Raw genomic sequence first — 16,904 nt, forward strand, 5'->3', positions numbered from 1 at the left:
GAACGGGGATAATTCCAAATGGGTAACTTCTATATCGAAGACTGGTTTCCGCTGTTCATGTTTGCCTCGCTGGGCATGCTTGTCTTCACGGGACTTCCGGTTGCATTCGTCATTTCAGGCATCGGGATCGGCTTTGGCTTCCTGGGCATGGCCTATGACGTTTTCTCTTTTATTGAATTTTTCAATATCGTCTCTCGCATCTGGGGCGGCATTTCCGAAAATATGGTGATGGTCGCCGTGCCGATGTTTATCTATATGGGCACGATGCTTGAAAAAAGTGGTGTTGCAGAAGATCTTCTGGAATGCCTTAACATGCTGCTGCGCAAGGTCCCGGGTGGTCTTGCCCTGTCGGTAACCCTGATGGGGACCATCATGGCGGCAACCACCGGCATTATCGGCGCATCAGTCGTGATGATGACCCTGCTGGCCCTGCCGGTCATGATGCGTCGTAACTATGACCCGTCACTTGCCACCGGGACAATTGCCGCATCGGGGACGCTGGGGATTTTGATCCCGCCATCGATCATGCTGGTTCTGATGTCCGATCTTCTTTCCGTTTCCGTCGGCAACCTGTTCCTGGCGGCCATCCTTCCGGGCCTGATCCTAGCAGGTCTTTATACCCTTTATATCTTTGTACGCTGTCAGTTGAACCCGTCCCTTGCCCCGCCACTACCAGAGGGTGAAGCAGTCCATGGCAAGGACCTTGTCATGATGGTGGTGCGCAGCTTCCTGCCACCGGTCTTCCTGATTGTTCTGGTTCTGGGATCGATCTTTGCCGGTTTTGCCACACCGACCGAAGCCGCAGGCGTTGGTGCGGTTGGCGCGACTTTCCTTGCATTGGTCAAGGGACGTCTGAAATGGCCGGTTCTCAAGGATGTTTGCGAACGTTCGGCTCTTACCGGCGCGATGTTATTCTTCCTGTTTGCCGGTGCAACGGTGTTTTCCTATGTGTTCCGTTCGCTTGGCGGCGATGATCTGGTGATCGACCTTGTCGAAAGTGCCGGTTTGGGACCGTGGGGCATTCTGCTTTTGCTGATGCTGATTGTCTTTATCCTTGGCTTCTTCTTTGACTGGGTCGAGATCACCCTGATCGTTCTGCCGATCTTTGCACCGGTTATTGCCCAGCTTGATTTCGGTCATCACCTGGATATCGGTGGCCTGGAAGCGAGCGAAGCACAGGTTCTGACCTGGTTTGCGGTCCTTGTGGCGGTGAACCTGCAAACAAGCTTCTTAACGCCGCCCTTCGGGTTTGCCCTGTTCTATCTCAAAGGCGTGGCGCCAAAGTCGATTTCCATCCAGCAGATCTACAAGGGCATTATTCCCTTCGTGCTGCTGCAGGTTGTCGGGTTGCTTTTGGTGATGTACTTCCCGGAACTGGCACTCTGGATGCCCAACACGATTCTTGAATAGCGTGGGTAACACCAATTGATGAAAAGGGCGCTGTCACCAACAGCGCCCTTTGTTTGGGTTTGGCAATTCACCGGCCCAAAAGAAAACCGCCCGGATCCATGATCGGGCGGCTTTAATTTAGTTTCAGTATATCGTGCGGCTGATCAGTGATGCATCGCCCGTTCACCGGGAAGCTGCAGCATGCGGCCCATAAGATAATCGACATCATCTGAATCGAACTCGACGCCGAGATCACCATACTGGGTCAGAACCCGTTCAATCATCCGGCGGGAATAGCGTTCCTTGTCATGTTCTTCACCATCAAACGATGTTTCGCGCGCCACTTCGATGGCAGCACGGACACCGGGGAAGAAATGCTCTGGCATACCGGCCTTGTTATAGATCGCTTCCAGACCAAACGGTCCGCTGTCATGGATCAGTATCCGGGTATTGATCAGAGATACGCCTGCCCGTTTTGCCAAGGCCGCTTCAAAGAACGAAACATCACCCATGCAAAGGGCCCGCAGGATCAGGCCGCTGGTCAAACGATTGTTGGTATAAAGGTGCTCAACAAGCAATTCGACATCGCGTTCTTCAACCCCGTCGCCGAGCAAGCCGATGGTCGCGCTTTCTTGCGACTGGGTCATCACGGCATTGACAATGCCCTCTGGGATATGGCCGCGCGAAATCAGTTGTGAGCGCATCCGTTCGGACACCAAGGTGACCATGCGTTCGGCAATCGTGATCGGCAAATGGTTGCGTTCGATCATAGGTTTCTGGATGCGTTCATTGTCGCCGAAATCATCAACGACCTTTTGCAAGGAAACCTCGCTGATTTCCGCACCCTGGTTTGACATCAGATCGACCATCACGTCTTCGTGGCCGATATCAACCAGTGTTGCCGAAACAACTTCGGACACGTGGGCACGCGAGGCAATCGCGCGCTGCTTTTCAACACTGTCTGCATTGTCGCCAATGATATCGACAAGATCGTCATCATTGAGTACTTCGGAAAATTCAAGAACCGGCAGGGCAACATCATCAACATCGCGCGCCAAGGTCGCAGCAACGTCGTGGGGCACCAGAGGTGTCTGGGCAAGGTTCTTTGCAAGGGCCTTACGAACGCGTACTTCCGCGTCGCGGATCATCAGACGGAAAATATCTTCGGCCAGAACACGTTCGCTGTCCGTCAGGGTTTCGGTCGTGAATTCACGGCTGATTTTCTCAGCCGTATCGGCACGGTTTGACCCGGACGGGTCCTGAACCAGCTTGCTCAGATCTTCTTTGGTGATACGTGGCAATAGATATCTCCTGGCACGCTTCTCACATGGCTGCCAAATTACTGCGCAAGATTATACTTCCGGCAGGAAATCGACAAACATATTTTCCTTAGTTGGGACACAAGGTCCTGATTTTCAACCATCCTGTTGATCAATAAACATCGGCAATTTTATCCCGATGCCGGACGGTTCAAATCTGACCACCTGCCGCCATGGCAAAAACACACTATTTCAGTCGTAAATTATTTGCCAGCGATCAAAAGACGAGAAATCTGGCAAATTCCGACAGCACCGACGAAAAATTGACTAAACTCAAATTCTTCATCATCACAATATGATAAATCTGGTTACCAGTTTTTGAAGATCAAGCGGTCATGCACCATGTTCATGCATGCAAAACTGCCGCCTTGACCTTGCGGTTACCACAGATGCGCCAGAACGCGGTGCATTATCCCGACAATCGGGACCAACGAAATAAGAGAGAGGCTCATAATGACGTTTTCGCGCAAGCTGGTTCTCGTTGCCAGCTCCCTCGTTTTCCTGTCGGCGGCACCTGCACTTGCCGGTGATGCGGCAAAGGGTGAAAAACTTTTCAAACGCTGCGCTGCCTGCCACAGCCTTGATGCTGGTGTAAACAAGGTCGGCCCGAGCCTTGCTGGTGCATTCGGTCGTGAATGCGGCGCGGCAGAAGGTTTCAAATACGGTCGTGGCTATCAGGCCGCTTGCGAAAAAGGCTTTGTCGCCGATGAAGCATTCCTGACCGATTACCTGAAGGATCCGTCCGCAAAGCTCAGCGAAATTGCCGGTTCCAAGCAGCGTTCCAAAATGGCCTTCAAACTCAAAAAAGATTCCGATGTCGCGGACATCATCGAGTTCCTGAAAACCCAGTAAATTCTGTTTTCCTGTGAAACCGCAAAATGGCCGGCGCATATTGCCCCGGCCATTTTTGTTTTGCAGATCATGATCCGCACAGCCCGATAGAACCAGGAACGTCAGGCCGCCTCACGCCGGCGCAGAAGTTCTTCACCAACCGCGCGCATCTGTTCGACCGTCGCCACATCAAGGGTCGAGGTCACTTCAAGTTCGCGGTCCTCATAGACATCCCGGTCCGGATGTTTGTCCATCCAGTCCGCCACAGCCTGATCACGTTCACGGATCAGCTTTTCAATTTGCGGACGGAACAGCACCATCATGCCCGAAACCCAGCGGTTGACCGGCCAGGATGGCTGCGCATGGTCAATGACAAAGCCATCAAGCATGCCAACGACGTCTTCGGCGTCATACCAGACTTCACCGGTCACCCAACGATTGGTCGTAAACAGGCGCTGACAGAAACCGAACTCATCCATCGAAAACGCAATCAGATGTGACAGCGCATCGTTCGGGCCTTCGGGATAGTCAAAACCGTCAATTTCTTTGGGCTTGCAACCATCGGGCATGCCACGAGGGCGCATGAATGTATGGAAATGGCCATGTTCGTCCCAGTCCCGGCGTTCTTCCTTGGGATGGGCGTGGTAATAGAACTGTGCGTGGGACTGGCGGTCATAGACATCGCCCTGGGGGTAATGCGTCCATTCGTAAAACGTCCCACCGCCCTTGATCAACTCGCCGACGATGTTATCGCCCGTGGCGGTCAGGACCCGGTGACATTCCATGACGTCACGCCCGGCTGCCAACATCTTTTCCAGTTGGTCTGTCGGGATCGACACCAAATCAAGTGTATCTTCAGTCATATCTTCACCAACATCGTTGCGATCCACCCATCATTCTGTATGGACAAATTAAGGTGGTTTTTCCCTGATCGCGCCAATGAACCCCTATCAACAGTTAGTGATTTCAGGACGCTTTGCAACAAACTTTGGGGCGCCGCACAAAACTGGTACATGCGACTGGAACCGATAATGTGTGCGACCATCGACCTATTGGTCGCGCATGACCCGAAAACCGATCAGGATATGCTTGAGAAATTCCGGGCGACCATGACGGGCTGCCGGGCGACAAACGCCACAGCCTCGATCATCCCATGACCCACCTTTGACGATGCGATAGCCGGGCTGGGATGATGAAGATGTCCATTCGAACACCTGTCCAACACCGTCATACAGGCCATAGGGGCCTTCTTCAAACTGACCGACCGGAACGGTATCAAACGGCCCCTTATCGGCACTGTTCAATCGGGTTGAATCAAATATGTTGCCCCACGGATAAAACGTCCCGTCCGGTCCGCGGGCGGCTTTTTCCCAATGAAGTTCATCGGGCAGACGCCAGTTATCACCTGTCTTCTCGCTGAGCCAGGTGGCATAGGCATTGGCATCCTGCCAGGACACCAGAACCACAGGATGATTACCCCGTCCACGCGGAGGATTGCCGTTGTTCCACAAGAACGGCAAGACGGTATCGTAATTATAGATCAGGCCCTGGCGTTCCCAATCTTCCTGATTGATATCTGGTGCCGGGTGGCCGGTTTCTTCAATGAAGGCAGCATACTGGGCGTTGGTAACGGGCGTTTTGCCCATATCGTAGGCCAGCAAATGGACACGCCATTTATCGGCTTCGAGATCATACCATCTGTTGCGACGGCTGATGTCATGGCCATGGACCTGTTCATCGATTTCATAGGCATACTGGCGTTCGATGGAATCGGACCCCTGCCAGAACCAGCCGGACGGGATACGAACCGTGTCCGGGATTCCGTTACCGGCTGCCTGTCCCTCGGAGACTCCTGCGAGGCCAACAACACATGCGACAGCGCAGAATTTCCAGATATCTGCGATACAGTCCCCGACTCTCATACAAACTTCCGTCCTGATCGGTGATGCGTCTCACGCTTTCTTCAAGCGGATCTGCATTTTCACCCGTCCTTTTCCCTGAGCACAAGATGCGGAAATTTCATCGCACTTTCAATCGCTTTGACCAAGGCAGGACAGTATTTTTGACATTCTCTTTTTGAAACAGGCTGTTAGTTCGGCCGCGACCACCGGTCCTGTGAACACGACGGACTCACATAACAGTGAAACCATGTGACGCCGCTTCCAGAAAGAATTGGACCATAGTGCCTTCACCGACGGGCGATGGAACGCCCCGGCTTAATCTTACCGGACCTACAGAGAGGCACGACATGAACAAGAAATCCATGACTTTCACCCAAAAAGCATTGATCCCGGCAATGGCGATTGGCACCAGCCTTGCGATGGCAACCCCGATGGCAATGGCAGCCCCGCTTTCGACACCGGCTGCGGAAGTTGCCAGCTGCTCACCGTGCAACCCGTGCACAGCTAATCCGTGTGCTACCAAGAAAATTAATCCCTGCACCCCGTGTGCTGCAAACCCTTGTGCAGCAAACCCGTGCGCAGCAGCCAACCCTTGTGCGGCCAATCCGTGTGCCGCCAACCCGTGCGCGGCAAACTGATCATTTGATCCGTTCCAACGCAAACGGGGGCGATGCCATGGCATCGCCCCCGTTCTTGTTTTCAGGCCAAATGGCACTCAAACCCTAGTCGCGCACGACCATGACCGAACATTCCGCATGGCGCACAACGCGCGCTGCGTTCGGGCCCAAAAGATAGTCTTTGAGTTCCGGGCGATGCGCCCCGATGACAATCAGGTCGCAATTGGTTTTCTTGGCCATATGCAAGATGACCTCGTAAACCGTTCCCTGGCCGACGATGTGCTGCACCTTGATGTCTGAGGGAATATGCTCGGACACAAATTCATGCAGGCGCTCGTTATAGGTTTCGAGAACCTTGGTTTCATAGCCCTTCGGGAAGAACTGACCGACCATCGACATCCCGACCGTGGGCACCACGGTCAGGACATGCAAACGCGCGCTAAAGCTTTGCGCCTGCTTGATTGCCACCGGTATGGCCTTCTTCCAGGAAGACTCATGATCAAGATCTACTGTGACCAGAATATCCTTGTACATGTTTACGCTCCCTGTCAGGCCGTACCAAGCGCGTCTTCGCTGCGCTTGCGTCGGCGTTGAAGAACAATGATCCCGCCCAGCAACAGGAAGGCCGGGATAAAGAAGACCTCCTTGGCCGGACGATCTGCCTCGACCTTAACTGCGGTGATTTCAAAGTCGAAATCAAGACCAGCTTTTTCCGCCGGGCCGGCAAAGACCAGATCATCGATATAGATACGACCCTCTTCGTCACGAATGCCGATACCAGCATGATACAAGCGATCCTCACCCGATCCTGCGGGCCCCAAGGGCAGCATCACGGATTTGGAAACCTCGTCGCCTTCGATGCTGATCCCTTCGACATCCAGAAGGATGCTCGATTCCGGGGGCATGTTGGCGGCATCTTCGACAATGGTTGTCGCCGGCAGGTTCTCATAAGGCGGCGCAATCATGTCGAGCCAGAACCCCGGGCGGAACAGGGTGAAGGCGATCAACAGCAATGCCGCACTTTCCCACAGCTTCGACCGGGCAAAGAAGTAGCCTTGCGTTGCTGCAGCAAAGACCAGCATGGCGATTGTCGAAACCACCACCACCACCACCACATCCACCGGATGATCCAGACCGATCATCAGAAGCTGGGTGTTAAACAGGAACAGGAACGGCAGAACCGCTGTACGCATCGAATAGAAGAATGCGACCAGCCCCGTCTTCATCGGATCAGACCCCGAAACGGCTGCTGCGGCAAAGGATGCCAAACCCACGGGTGGCGTCACATCGGCCATGATGCCGAAATAGAAGACGAACAGGTGAACCGCGATCAGCGGCACGATCAGTCCGTTTGCAGCCCCCAACTCGACAATCACCGGTGCCATCAGGCTTGATACCACGATGTAGTTCGCCGTGGTCGGAAGCCCCATGCCAAGGATCAGGCTGATAATGGCTGTAAAGATCAGGATCAGCATCAGATTGCCGCCCGAAATCAGTTCGACGAATTCAACCATCACCTGACCGATCCCGGTCAGCGAAACCGTACCCACGATGATACCGGCAGCCGCAGTGGCAACACCAATACCGATCATGTTACGCGCACCGGTGGCAAAACCATCAATGACGTCGATAACACCAAGTTTCAGATCATTGGCAAAATCAGGTTTCTTGCGGAAGAAACCCTTGACGGCATGTTGGGTCAGCATGATGAAGATCATCAGAACCGTCGCCCAAAAGGCAGACAGTCCCGGTGATTTCAGCTCGATCATCAGGAACCAAACCAGCACCACGACCGGCAGCAGATAATGCAGGCCAGCCTTGGCGGTCTCACCCAACGCGGGCAGTTCGACAACAGGCTGGTTGGGGTCATCCATTTCAAGATCAGGATATTTGGCCGCGTAATAAAGACCAGCCAGATAAATCACCGCACATTCCGCCGCAACGAACCAGCCAACCCCATCACCAAACAGGGCTTTCTGGAAAACAATGGCGTAATAGACGATACCCGACAGAACCACGAGCGACAGCACGAACAGAAGCGATCTGATCAAAGTCTGACCAAGGGTAGAGGTCACCCGTTTCGGCAGGCCCTGCATGTTCGCCTTAAGCGCCTCAAGGTGAACGATGTAAATCAGCGCGATATAGGAAATCGTTGCAGGCAGGAAGGCATGCTTGATGACTTCCGGATACGGGATGCCGACATATTCCACCATCAGGAAGGCCGCAGCCCCCATGACCGGCGGCATGATCTGACCATTGACCGAGGATGCAACTTCGACCGCCCCGGCCTTTTCACCCGGGAAGCCAACGCGCTTCATCAACGGAATGGTAAAGGTACCCGTTGTAACAACGTTGGCAATCGAGGAGCCGGAAATAAGACCGGTCATCGCCGAGGACAAAACAGCGGCCTTTGCCGGGCCACCGCGCATGTGCCCAAGGGCAGCAAACGCCACCTTGATGAAATAGTTGCCTGCACCCGCCTTATCGAGAAGGGATCCGAACAGGACAAACAGGAACACAAAGCTGGTGGACACACCAAGCGCGATACCAAACACGCCCTCGGTAGTGATCCACTGATGCGACATCGCCTTGGAGAAGCTTGCGCCACTCCATTGCAGAACATCCGGCACCCAGGCGGCATTCCCAAAGAAGACATAAGCCAGGAACACCATGGCAACGATCATGAGCGGCGGGCCAAGGGCACGACGGGTTGCTTCAAGCAACATGACAAGGCCAACACCGGCCGCAACAAGGTCAGCCGTGATCGGCAGGCCCGGACGATCGGAAAGGTCGCGATAGAAAATGTAAATATAGGCCGCACAGAACGCACCAACCGCGGCCAGCACCCAATCAACGATCGGGATATAGCTACGCGGGGAATTCTTAAAGGCCGGATAGGCCATGAAGGCCAGGAAAATAGCAAATGCGAGATGGATCGACCGTGCTTCGGTCGAGTTCAAAACGCCAAAATTAAAGATAAACGGCAATGGCGACGCAAGCCAAAGCTGGAAAAGTGACCACGCAACGGCAAGCCACAACAATATTTTCGCCGTCAAACCACTTGGCTGACGGGCCCCTGTATCATTTTCCGCAATCAGGTCCTGCAGCCCCTGATCGACGGACGGTTTTTCCGTTTTTTGATCGTCAGTCATCACAAACTCCCGGTCACTACGAAAGCCAATTGAACTGGTGGTCCAGAAACAAAAAGCCTCCGTCGACACACACCCGGTCCCCCACGGAGTACTCCAACACCTAAATCACGGTGTCATGTTTATTCAATTTTTGTGAGCAACCCCGTTGGGCGCAAAAGAAAAACGGAGGGCGAAAAACGCCCTCCGTCCCAAGACTGATTACATCAGGCCTGCTTCTTTGTAGTACTTGGCTGCGCCGTCATGCAGCGGAGCCGACAGACCGTCCTTGATCATTTCTTCTTTCTTCAGGACAGAGAATGCCGGATGCAGCTTTTTGAAATCATCGAAGTTTTCAAAGACTGCTTTGACAACGTTGTAGACAACGTCTGCATCGGTGTTGGTCGAGGACACGAAGGTCGCGCCAACGCCGAAGGTTACGACGTCATCCGGGTTACCACGATACATGCCGCCCGGAATGGTGGCTGCACGGTAGTACGGGTTGTCCGCGATCAGCTTGTCGATGGCCGGGCCGGCAACTTCAACCAGAACCGAATCACAGGCAGTGGTTGCTTCCTGGATCGAACCGGACGGGTGACCAACGGTGTAGATCATCGCGTCGATCTTGTTGTCGCAAAGCGCCTGGGACTGCTCGGCCGGCTTCAGCTCGGATGCCAGCGAGAAGTCATCAAGGGTCCAGCCCTTGGCAGCCAGAACGATGTCCATGGTGCCGCGCTGACCCGAACCCGGGTTACCGATGTTCACGCGCTTACCTTTGAGATCGTCAAAGGTTTTGATGCCGGCATCAGCACGGGCAACAACGGTGAACGGCTCCGGATGGACGGAGAATACAGCACGCAGGTCTTCGAACGGACCCTGGTCTTCGAATTTCGAAGTACCGTTATAGGCATGGTACTGCCAGTCAGACTGGGCAACACCCATGTCGAGCTCGCCGGTACGAATGGTGTTGATGTTGTAGACCGAACCACCAGTGGATTCGACCGAGCAACGAATGCCGTGCTCTTTGCGATCCTTGTTGACCAGACGGCAGATTGCACCACCGGTCGGGTAGTACACACCGGTCACACCACCGGTACCGATGGTGATGAAACGGTTTTCCTGTGCCGATGCCTGACCGGCAAACAACGAGGCACCTGCGATTGCAGCGACTGCACCCGCTACAGCAATAAGTTTTTTCATAAGGATTCGCTCCCTTTATACACCCTGTTATAAGGCATTTCAGTGTTCGACATCGAACCACTGAATTACACGGAAACATCAGAAAAATCAGATGTTTCGACGATGGGGATTATAGTGTCCGACATGTCGGAATAAAAGCCTATAACCCCGAAACCTCCTGACAAATTTACGTATTTTTGCGTGTTAGCTGTTTCGTTTTGCCCCTCCTACCACATGGGTTGCATCATCTGGCGGGCTTGTTCGCCTGTGGCGATCTGCCGCCCCATCAAGATTGAACCGTCATGTGCCTGGGCAATCAGCTCAGCATTATTCGAAGCGGGCGATCCGTCAACCCTAAGGTGATTGTTTTCAAATCCGATACGCGCATGCCCACCCAGCCCGGCACCGGTCAGAATGCAGGCATTTTCATAAGCCCCAAAGGCACATAGCATCCATTCCGAGACATACGGGCTGGCGCCAATAAACGGCAAAAGATCAGACGGCTGCGATACCTGACCTGCGATGTAACGCCCCAGCACAAACAAAACCGGGAACTTGTCACCGGGCAGCACCCCGATTTCGACAAGCTGGTTAAAGCGTGTGACATCTTCGGGCGCATACAGGATCAACTGCGGCGCAACCTGTGTTTCGCGCATGAATTCAAAAAATGATTTTAACGCATTAAGGTCCGCATCATCGGGCGCAATTTCGCGCACGGCAATCGACACGGCCTCTGGCACGAGGTTTCTGATCATTTCCATCTGCTGCTGGGCGGTATAAATGCCCACCGCCTCGGTCGTGACCTGCAACAGCATCTCATCGCCGACAGCGGATTTCACTTCAGCAAGCATTTCACGATACCGCCCCACATCAAGGCTGTGTTTCTGGTCATCATCGCGCACATGCAGGTGCATCATCGCGGCCCCTGCTGCCTTGCATTCCGTGGCCGTCCTGGCGACTTCGGCCGGGGTGATCGGAATGTTTGGCACATCGGCCTGGGTTTTGCGCGCCCCGTTTGGGGCAGATGCGATCAGAAATGGCTTGTCACCATATGCCATTACACCAATCCCTCTGCCTTGAAGACATCATCAAGTGCACCGGCGAACAGATCGACGATCTTGGCGACATCATTTTCATCAATAATAAAGGCCGGGGCGAACAACACATGGTCGCCGCGCACACCATCAATCGTGCCCCCCATCGGATAGGCCATCAGCCCGCGGGCAAAGGCAGCCTTTTTGATCTTGGCATTGATTTTAAGGGCGGGGTCAAACGGATCCTTGGTTTCACGATCTGCAACAAGCTCCACGCCGCGAAACAGCCCGCGTCCACGGATATCGCCGACAAACGGATGCTGCCCCAATTTGGCCTGCAACGCGTCCACAAGGTTCTCCCCCTGTTTGAGCACATTGGCCAGAAGGTTGCGTTCCTTGATCGCACGCTGGGTCGCAAGGGCGGCGGCACAGGCGGTTGCGTGCCCCTGATAGGTATGGCCGTGCTGGAAAAACCCAGACCCATTGGCAATGGCATCGTTGATTTTCTTGGACACAAGCACCGCACCAATCGGCTGATATCCGGCACCAAGTCCCTTGGCGATGGTTTGCAAATCGCCCGAAATGCCCTCCTGCTCAATCGCGTGCAGGGTGCCCGTGCGCCCCATGCCACACATGACCTCGTCGAGGATCAGCAAAACACCATATTGATCACAAATCTCGCGCACGCGTTTGAAATAACCCGGCACCGGTGCGAGCGCCCCTGCCGTGGCCCCGACAACCGGTTCGGCAACAAATGCCGCGACGTTATCAGGTCCCAGCTCAAGGATCGCGGTCTCCAGTTCATTGGCAACCCGAAGGCCATAGGCCTCTGGCGTTTCATCCGCGCGCTGATCGCGATACGGGTAAACAGGTGCAATGTGGCTTGCGGTAATCAGAAGCGGTTCAAACTGTTTGCGCCGCCACATATTGCCGCCAACCGACAACGCGCCAAGCGTATTACCATGATAGGATTGGCGACGCGCGATAACGTATTTGCGGTCCGGCTGGCCAATTTCGAGAAAATACTGTCGCGCCATCTTAAGGGCGGCTTCCGTTGCCTCTGACCCGCCGGACACGAAATAGACTTTATCAATGCCTTCGGGTGCGGATGTCACCAGTTCATCGGCCAGTTCTTCCATCGCATCGGATGAAAAGAACCCGGAATGGGCATAGGCGATCTGATCAATCTGGGCATGCATGGCCGCCCGGACATCCGGATCGGAATGGCCAAGACATGACACGGCCGCACCACCGCAGGCATCCAGATAACTCTTTCCGTTCTGATCAAAGATATAAATCCCCTCGCCCCGGACAGCGCGCGGCGGGGTGGATGTGCTCGTACGATGGAGCACGCGGGTTCCGGCATTGGGCGCCAGGTCAGAGGAATTGGCAGAGTTTGACACGTTGGTCATGTTCGGACGTTCCGTAAAATGCCTAGTCTTCAAGGTATGTATCGAAGACAGCGAGTTGTTCTTCTGCAACAGCGATCCGTTGCAGGGCCTTCGGACCACCACGTGCAACCAGCAGGGCAACAAGGGCCTGCATGACCGAAAGGGCGGCGGTAAAACTTTGGAAAAAGGACTGTGACGTATCACGCACGACAAGCTTGCAAAGCGCATCCATCGCAATCGGCGACACATCGGAATCTGTTACGGCAATCACCGGACAGTGCTGCGAACGGGCAAATTCGACAGCCCTTACCGTATCGCGGATATAGGGCTTTGCCCCGACAGCAATCAAAAGGTCACGTCGCCCGATGCCGCGCAGCTCATCGCCAAAGGTGCCCGAATGGCCATCGACCAGAACCCCATTGTCGCAAAACAGCCGATAGGCATAGGCAAACTGAGACGCCGACGGACAGGCCGCACCGCGCCCAACGATAAAGACCTGACGGGCATCTTCGATCGCCTCGCAGGCTTCGATCATTGCGGCAACGAGTTCAGGAGAGAAGGCCGCACTGATATTATCGATCTCGGTGCGGCAGATACTTTCAAGAAGATGCTCGTCCCGATTGGCATCATTTTCCGTGCGCTGGGTTTCGCGTGCGCGCTGCGCGTAGCTTGCCGGCTGATCAAGCAGACGGTTCTGATAATGGTCGCGAAATTCCTGCCAGGTTTTAACACCAATCGCGTTCATCAGGCGGGTCACGGTACTTGGCGGCACGTTTGCGGCGCGCGCCAGGGCACGCATGGAACGCAGGGCGACGTCACTTGGATGATCAAGGATATAGCGCGCAGCCTTTTGCATTTGCGGACTGAGCTTGGCGTAGTCCGATATCAGCTTTTCACGCAAATCAGTTTGCACACCCATGACCCGGACACCCGTGAATTCCCAAGGAAGACATGATTACGACACAGGTCACGCCAACACTCAACAAATGTTTCAACATCTCATAAAATGAAACATATGTTTCGGACTTTTGTTTCATTTGATGGGACGTCACATTTTGTGTGACGTCGGAAAAACATGGACTTATTAGAAAAAACTGTAAAAATAGCGGAACTCACAGATGAAACTGAGGCGTTTCATACTGGAAACGCAAATGTGCTTCTTGGTGGAGATCAAGACACCGAATCGGTGGATGCTTCATGGAAACGAAGATCATTGAATCCCTTAAACAAGCGCAGGCTGGCATTGCGCTTTTTGACGCAGACGAACGGATTGTCTTTGCCAATCCGGCGTGGGAACAATTGATTTCCGGCATTTCCGAAGAAGACCTGATCTTCAACGAAACCGAGCTTGCTGACGGCGGCATGATTTCTGTCTGCTTTGTCAAACCACAGGCCCCGCACTCCGACCGCCCCGATCTGGCAAGCTCTGCCAACGATGCCAAAATCGGGACCGTGATCATTGCCGATGACAGCGAAAGCAACCGTATGGTCGCGCGGCGGATTCTGCAGGCCGAAGGATATGGCATCGTCGAGGCCAGCAACGGCCAGACTGTTTTGAATATGCTCAAACGCGGGGTGAATGCCGACCTGATCCTGATGGATGTCGAAATGCCCGATATGGACGGGCTGCATACGACCCGACGCATTCGCCACATGAATGGTCCGGTGTCCCGCACGCCGATCATTGCGCTTTCTGCCCATCAAACGCGCGACTGGAATGTGATTGCCCGCCAATCGGGTGTTGATGATTTCATCAACAAACCCATTCAGCGGCAAAAGCTGATTGAAACCATGCAGGAACTGATCATTCGGCGTGCGGGTACCAATGGTGATCCAAACGCCATTCAAAAACGCAGCAAGGGTGCCAGGATCGGCCGCCCGTCGCGTCCGGAATCCCTGACAAGCCCGGTTCTTGATGTCCGCATTCTTGAACAGCTTTATACCGATGCCGGCGATGAAGGGGCCGGATGCGGGATCGAGATTTTTATCAATGAAACAGAATCCCGTCTGGTCAAGATCGACAAGGCCCTGTCAGAAGACGACATGACCACGGTCCGCAATGAAGTCCATGCGCTTAAAAGCACGTCTGGTACCTTTGGTCTGCGCCAGCTTTCCGAGCTGTGCGAAACCACCCAGTCGGTCTTTGAAGATGATGATCCCGACGAAAACCGCCTGCTGTCGCTGTCGCGCCAGGTGGTGCAGCTCGCGCCCACTGCCCTGACCGCGCTCAACCTGTATCGTCGGTCACGCAATATCAGCAGTGCGCCGCACGCCTGATTTCTCCAAATCCTGCCAAATCTGCCAAACCATCAGCGCCCAGACACCAATCGCCATATCCAGATCATCGCCAGATACCGCGCGTTTCCAGTAAGCAGCTTTGACCGCGCGTGAAATCGCAACATCGGCAAACACCACCTCAAGAATGCGGCGCTCATTCCCCCAAAGATATTGCGCAACATCATTAAGCCACTTTGCCACCGGCGGATTAAATCCAATCTTGCGGTTCTGGATATGCTCTGCTGGCAGATAAGGCGCGATGGCCCGACGCCACAGGGTTTTCGGGCCACCTTCAAGATGTTGCAATGCTGGAATGGACCCGGCGATGCGCACAACATCATGCCCCAGAAGCGGCAGGCGATATTCCAGACCATGCGCCATCCCGCACCGATCCGACATCAGCAGCTGGTTACCCGGCAGGGTCACATCGCGATCAAACCCCATCATCACCTCAACCAGCCCTTCATCCAGCTCTTGCCGCACAGCCATCCGGGCATAGCATTCCGGAATGGCACATCGATTGTTCCAGACAGCAAAGGCATGCTCGCGGCCACCTGACGCGCCCGAAAGAAAGCGATGAACTTCCCTGCGTTTGCCAATCCCCGGCAATTTTGCCATCAACCGCCGCGCGGGCGTGGGCACGTGTCGCCAATATTTTTCGTAGAGCTTTGCGGCCCGATAACGCGGATAGCCACCAAACAACTCATCCCCGCCATCCCCAGACAGGCAAACTTTGACATCCGCACTGACCGCCTTTGAAAGACACCGCATCAGAACAATCGACGGATTGGCAAAAGGCCCGCCGACACTGCGTAATGCGGCAACAAGCTCCTGATGAATTTCCTCTGGCTTTGTCGGTGCGGGAACGACATGCAATTCTTGTCCAAGATGCCGACACAGGTTTTGGGCAGCAGTCGTTTCATCAATCGCGGCATCATCAAACCCCATGACAAAAGCCATCGGTGGCTTCTGTCCATGCGCTCGGGCGACATCTGACGCCAGTGCCGCAACCCCGGCGCTATCCAGCCCACCTGAAACCAGACACCCGACCGGGCAATCTGCATCCATGGCATCGGCAACAGATTGTCGAACAGCAGATTGGAACGCTTCGGGTCCGGCTACCTGCCCAGCCCCATTTGCTCTATGTGCAGGGTGGGCAACGCGTTCCTTTGAAACCGTACCCGCCTGCCACCGCAAGACCGTCCCAGGCGGAAGAAGTGTTACGCCCTTTATCCCCGTTTCCGGTGCGGGCACGAAAAGATGGGCGAGATATTTCGGCTTGATGGTTTTATCCGGCACAAGTTCCGCAATCGCAGAAAACGCCGCTATCTCTGAGGCAAAGGCAATTTGCCCGTCTGGGCGATCAAACACATATAGCGACTTGATCCCCAACGGATCACGCGCCAACCACAGGCAGGATTGCGTTGCGTCCCACAAGGCAAGCGCATATTGCCCGGACAGGGTTGAAAGCACATGGGCTGGCTCATCCCCACGCCGGATCGCATCGGCCAGCACTTGCAGCACGAGTTCCGCATCATTTTGGGTTTCAAACGCCAATCCATCGCTACATGCCGTCTGCATCCGTCGCCGATGCCCGGCAATATAGCCGTTAAAGACCAGAACAAATCGCCCATCTGACGTGACAAGCGGCTGATTGACCTGATCGCTCAGATCGGTTGTGGCAAGGCGGGTGCATCCAAGAACGATCTTTCCATCTGGATCAACCCAGCGGCCCGAACCATCCGGCCCACGGTGGGCAAGGTTTCGGAGCATGGCATAGATGGCAGTCGGATCGTCTGGTTGGGTTATGCCCGCGATGCCACACATGGTTACCCTGC

Annotated in this window: 14 protein-coding genes; 3 read left to right on the plus strand and 11 right to left on the minus strand. The window is 54.5% G+C overall.

Annotated features, from left to right (window positions below; all coding sequences use genetic code 11):
* The first annotated feature begins 18 nt into the window (after positions 1-18).
* Complete coding sequence (locus tag ACXAF0_RS19195) at positions 19-1,410, plus strand: TRAP transporter large permease (RefSeq protein ID WP_475347434.1); 1,392 nt, start codon at positions 19-21, stop codon at positions 1,408-1,410.
* A 143-nt stretch (positions 1,411-1,553) separates the two neighbouring features.
* On the opposite strand, the gene spbR is transcribed toward ACXAF0_RS19195, so the two are convergent.
* A complete protein-coding gene (spbR, locus tag ACXAF0_RS19200; protein ID WP_475347435.1) occupies positions 1,554-2,690 on the minus strand; it encodes a SpbR family protein in 1,137 nt (378 codons plus the stop codon).
* A gap of 471 nt (positions 2,691-3,161) precedes the next feature.
* Here spbR and ACXAF0_RS19205 point away from each other — a divergent pair, with 471 nt between their 5' ends.
* Positions 3,162-3,560, plus strand: a complete 399-nt coding sequence (locus tag ACXAF0_RS19205) for a c-type cytochrome (RefSeq protein ID WP_475347436.1) — start codon at positions 3,162-3,164, stop codon at positions 3,558-3,560.
* A 101-nt stretch (positions 3,561-3,661) separates the two neighbouring features.
* Here ACXAF0_RS19205 and ACXAF0_RS19210 read toward each other — a convergent pair whose 3' ends face one another.
* The 9 genes from ACXAF0_RS19210 to ACXAF0_RS19250 form a co-directional block, all read right to left on the minus strand.
* Positions 3,662-4,402, minus strand: coding sequence for a DUF6969 family protein (locus tag ACXAF0_RS19210; protein ID WP_475347437.1), 741 nt, complete (start codon positions 4,400-4,402; stop codon positions 3,662-3,664).
* A gap of 186 nt (positions 4,403-4,588) precedes the next feature.
* Positions 4,589-5,461, minus strand: a complete 873-nt coding sequence (locus ACXAF0_RS19215; RefSeq protein ID WP_475347438.1) for a formylglycine-generating enzyme family protein — start codon at positions 5,459-5,461, stop codon at positions 4,589-4,591.
* A 208-nt stretch (positions 5,462-5,669) separates the two neighbouring features.
* Complete coding sequence (locus ACXAF0_RS19220) at positions 5,670-6,122, minus strand: hypothetical protein (RefSeq protein ID WP_475347439.1); 453 nt, start codon at positions 6,120-6,122, stop codon at positions 5,670-5,672.
* A 40-nt stretch (positions 6,123-6,162) separates the two neighbouring features.
* Positions 6,163-6,591 (minus strand): universal stress protein, encoded by a 429-nt coding sequence (locus tag ACXAF0_RS19225; protein WP_475347440.1) that lies wholly within the window; start codon positions 6,589-6,591, stop codon positions 6,163-6,165.
* Positions 6,592-6,605: 14 nt separating this feature from the next.
* A complete protein-coding gene (locus tag ACXAF0_RS19230; RefSeq protein ID WP_475347441.1) occupies positions 6,606-9,209 on the minus strand; it encodes a TRAP transporter permease in 2,604 nt (867 codons plus the stop codon).
* Between the two features lie 198 nt (positions 9,210-9,407).
* Positions 9,408-10,385 carry a TAXI family TRAP transporter solute-binding subunit gene (locus tag ACXAF0_RS19235; RefSeq protein WP_475347442.1) on the minus strand — a complete coding sequence of 326 codons (978 nt, stop codon included), beginning with the start codon at positions 10,383-10,385 and terminating at the stop codon, positions 9,408-9,410.
* A 206-nt stretch (positions 10,386-10,591) separates the two neighbouring features.
* Positions 10,592-11,422, minus strand: coding sequence for a beta-keto acid cleavage family enzyme (locus tag ACXAF0_RS19240; protein WP_475347443.1), 831 nt, complete (start codon positions 11,420-11,422; stop codon positions 10,592-10,594).
* The gene (locus ACXAF0_RS19245) at positions 11,422-12,810 is read right to left on the minus strand and encodes an aspartate aminotransferase family protein (protein WP_475347444.1); all 1,389 of its coding nucleotides are present in this window, start codon (positions 12,808-12,810) and stop codon (positions 11,422-11,424) included. The genes ACXAF0_RS19240 and ACXAF0_RS19245 overlap by 1 nt, the downstream gene beginning before the upstream one ends.
* 22 nt (positions 12,811-12,832) lie before the next feature.
* Positions 12,833-13,708, minus strand: a complete 876-nt coding sequence (locus ACXAF0_RS19250) for a MurR/RpiR family transcriptional regulator (RefSeq protein WP_475347445.1) — start codon at positions 13,706-13,708, stop codon at positions 12,833-12,835.
* Positions 13,709-13,986: 278 nt separating this feature from the next.
* Between ACXAF0_RS19250 and ACXAF0_RS19255 the strand changes: the two genes are divergently transcribed.
* Entirely contained in the window at positions 13,987-15,066 is a 1,080-nt protein-coding gene (locus ACXAF0_RS19255; protein ID WP_475347446.1) for a response regulator, read from the plus strand.
* Here ACXAF0_RS19255 and asnB read toward each other — a convergent pair.
* Positions 15,034-16,893: an asparagine synthase (glutamine-hydrolyzing) gene (gene asnB / locus ACXAF0_RS19260; RefSeq protein ID WP_475347447.1), complete on the minus strand. Its 1,860-nt coding sequence runs from the start codon at positions 16,891-16,893 to the stop codon at positions 15,034-15,036. The genes ACXAF0_RS19255 and asnB overlap by 33 nt on opposite strands.
* Between the last annotated feature and the right edge of the window lie 11 nt (positions 16,894-16,904).

The sequence above is a fragment of the Thalassospira sp. ABD4_177 genome (assembly GCF_056160125.1).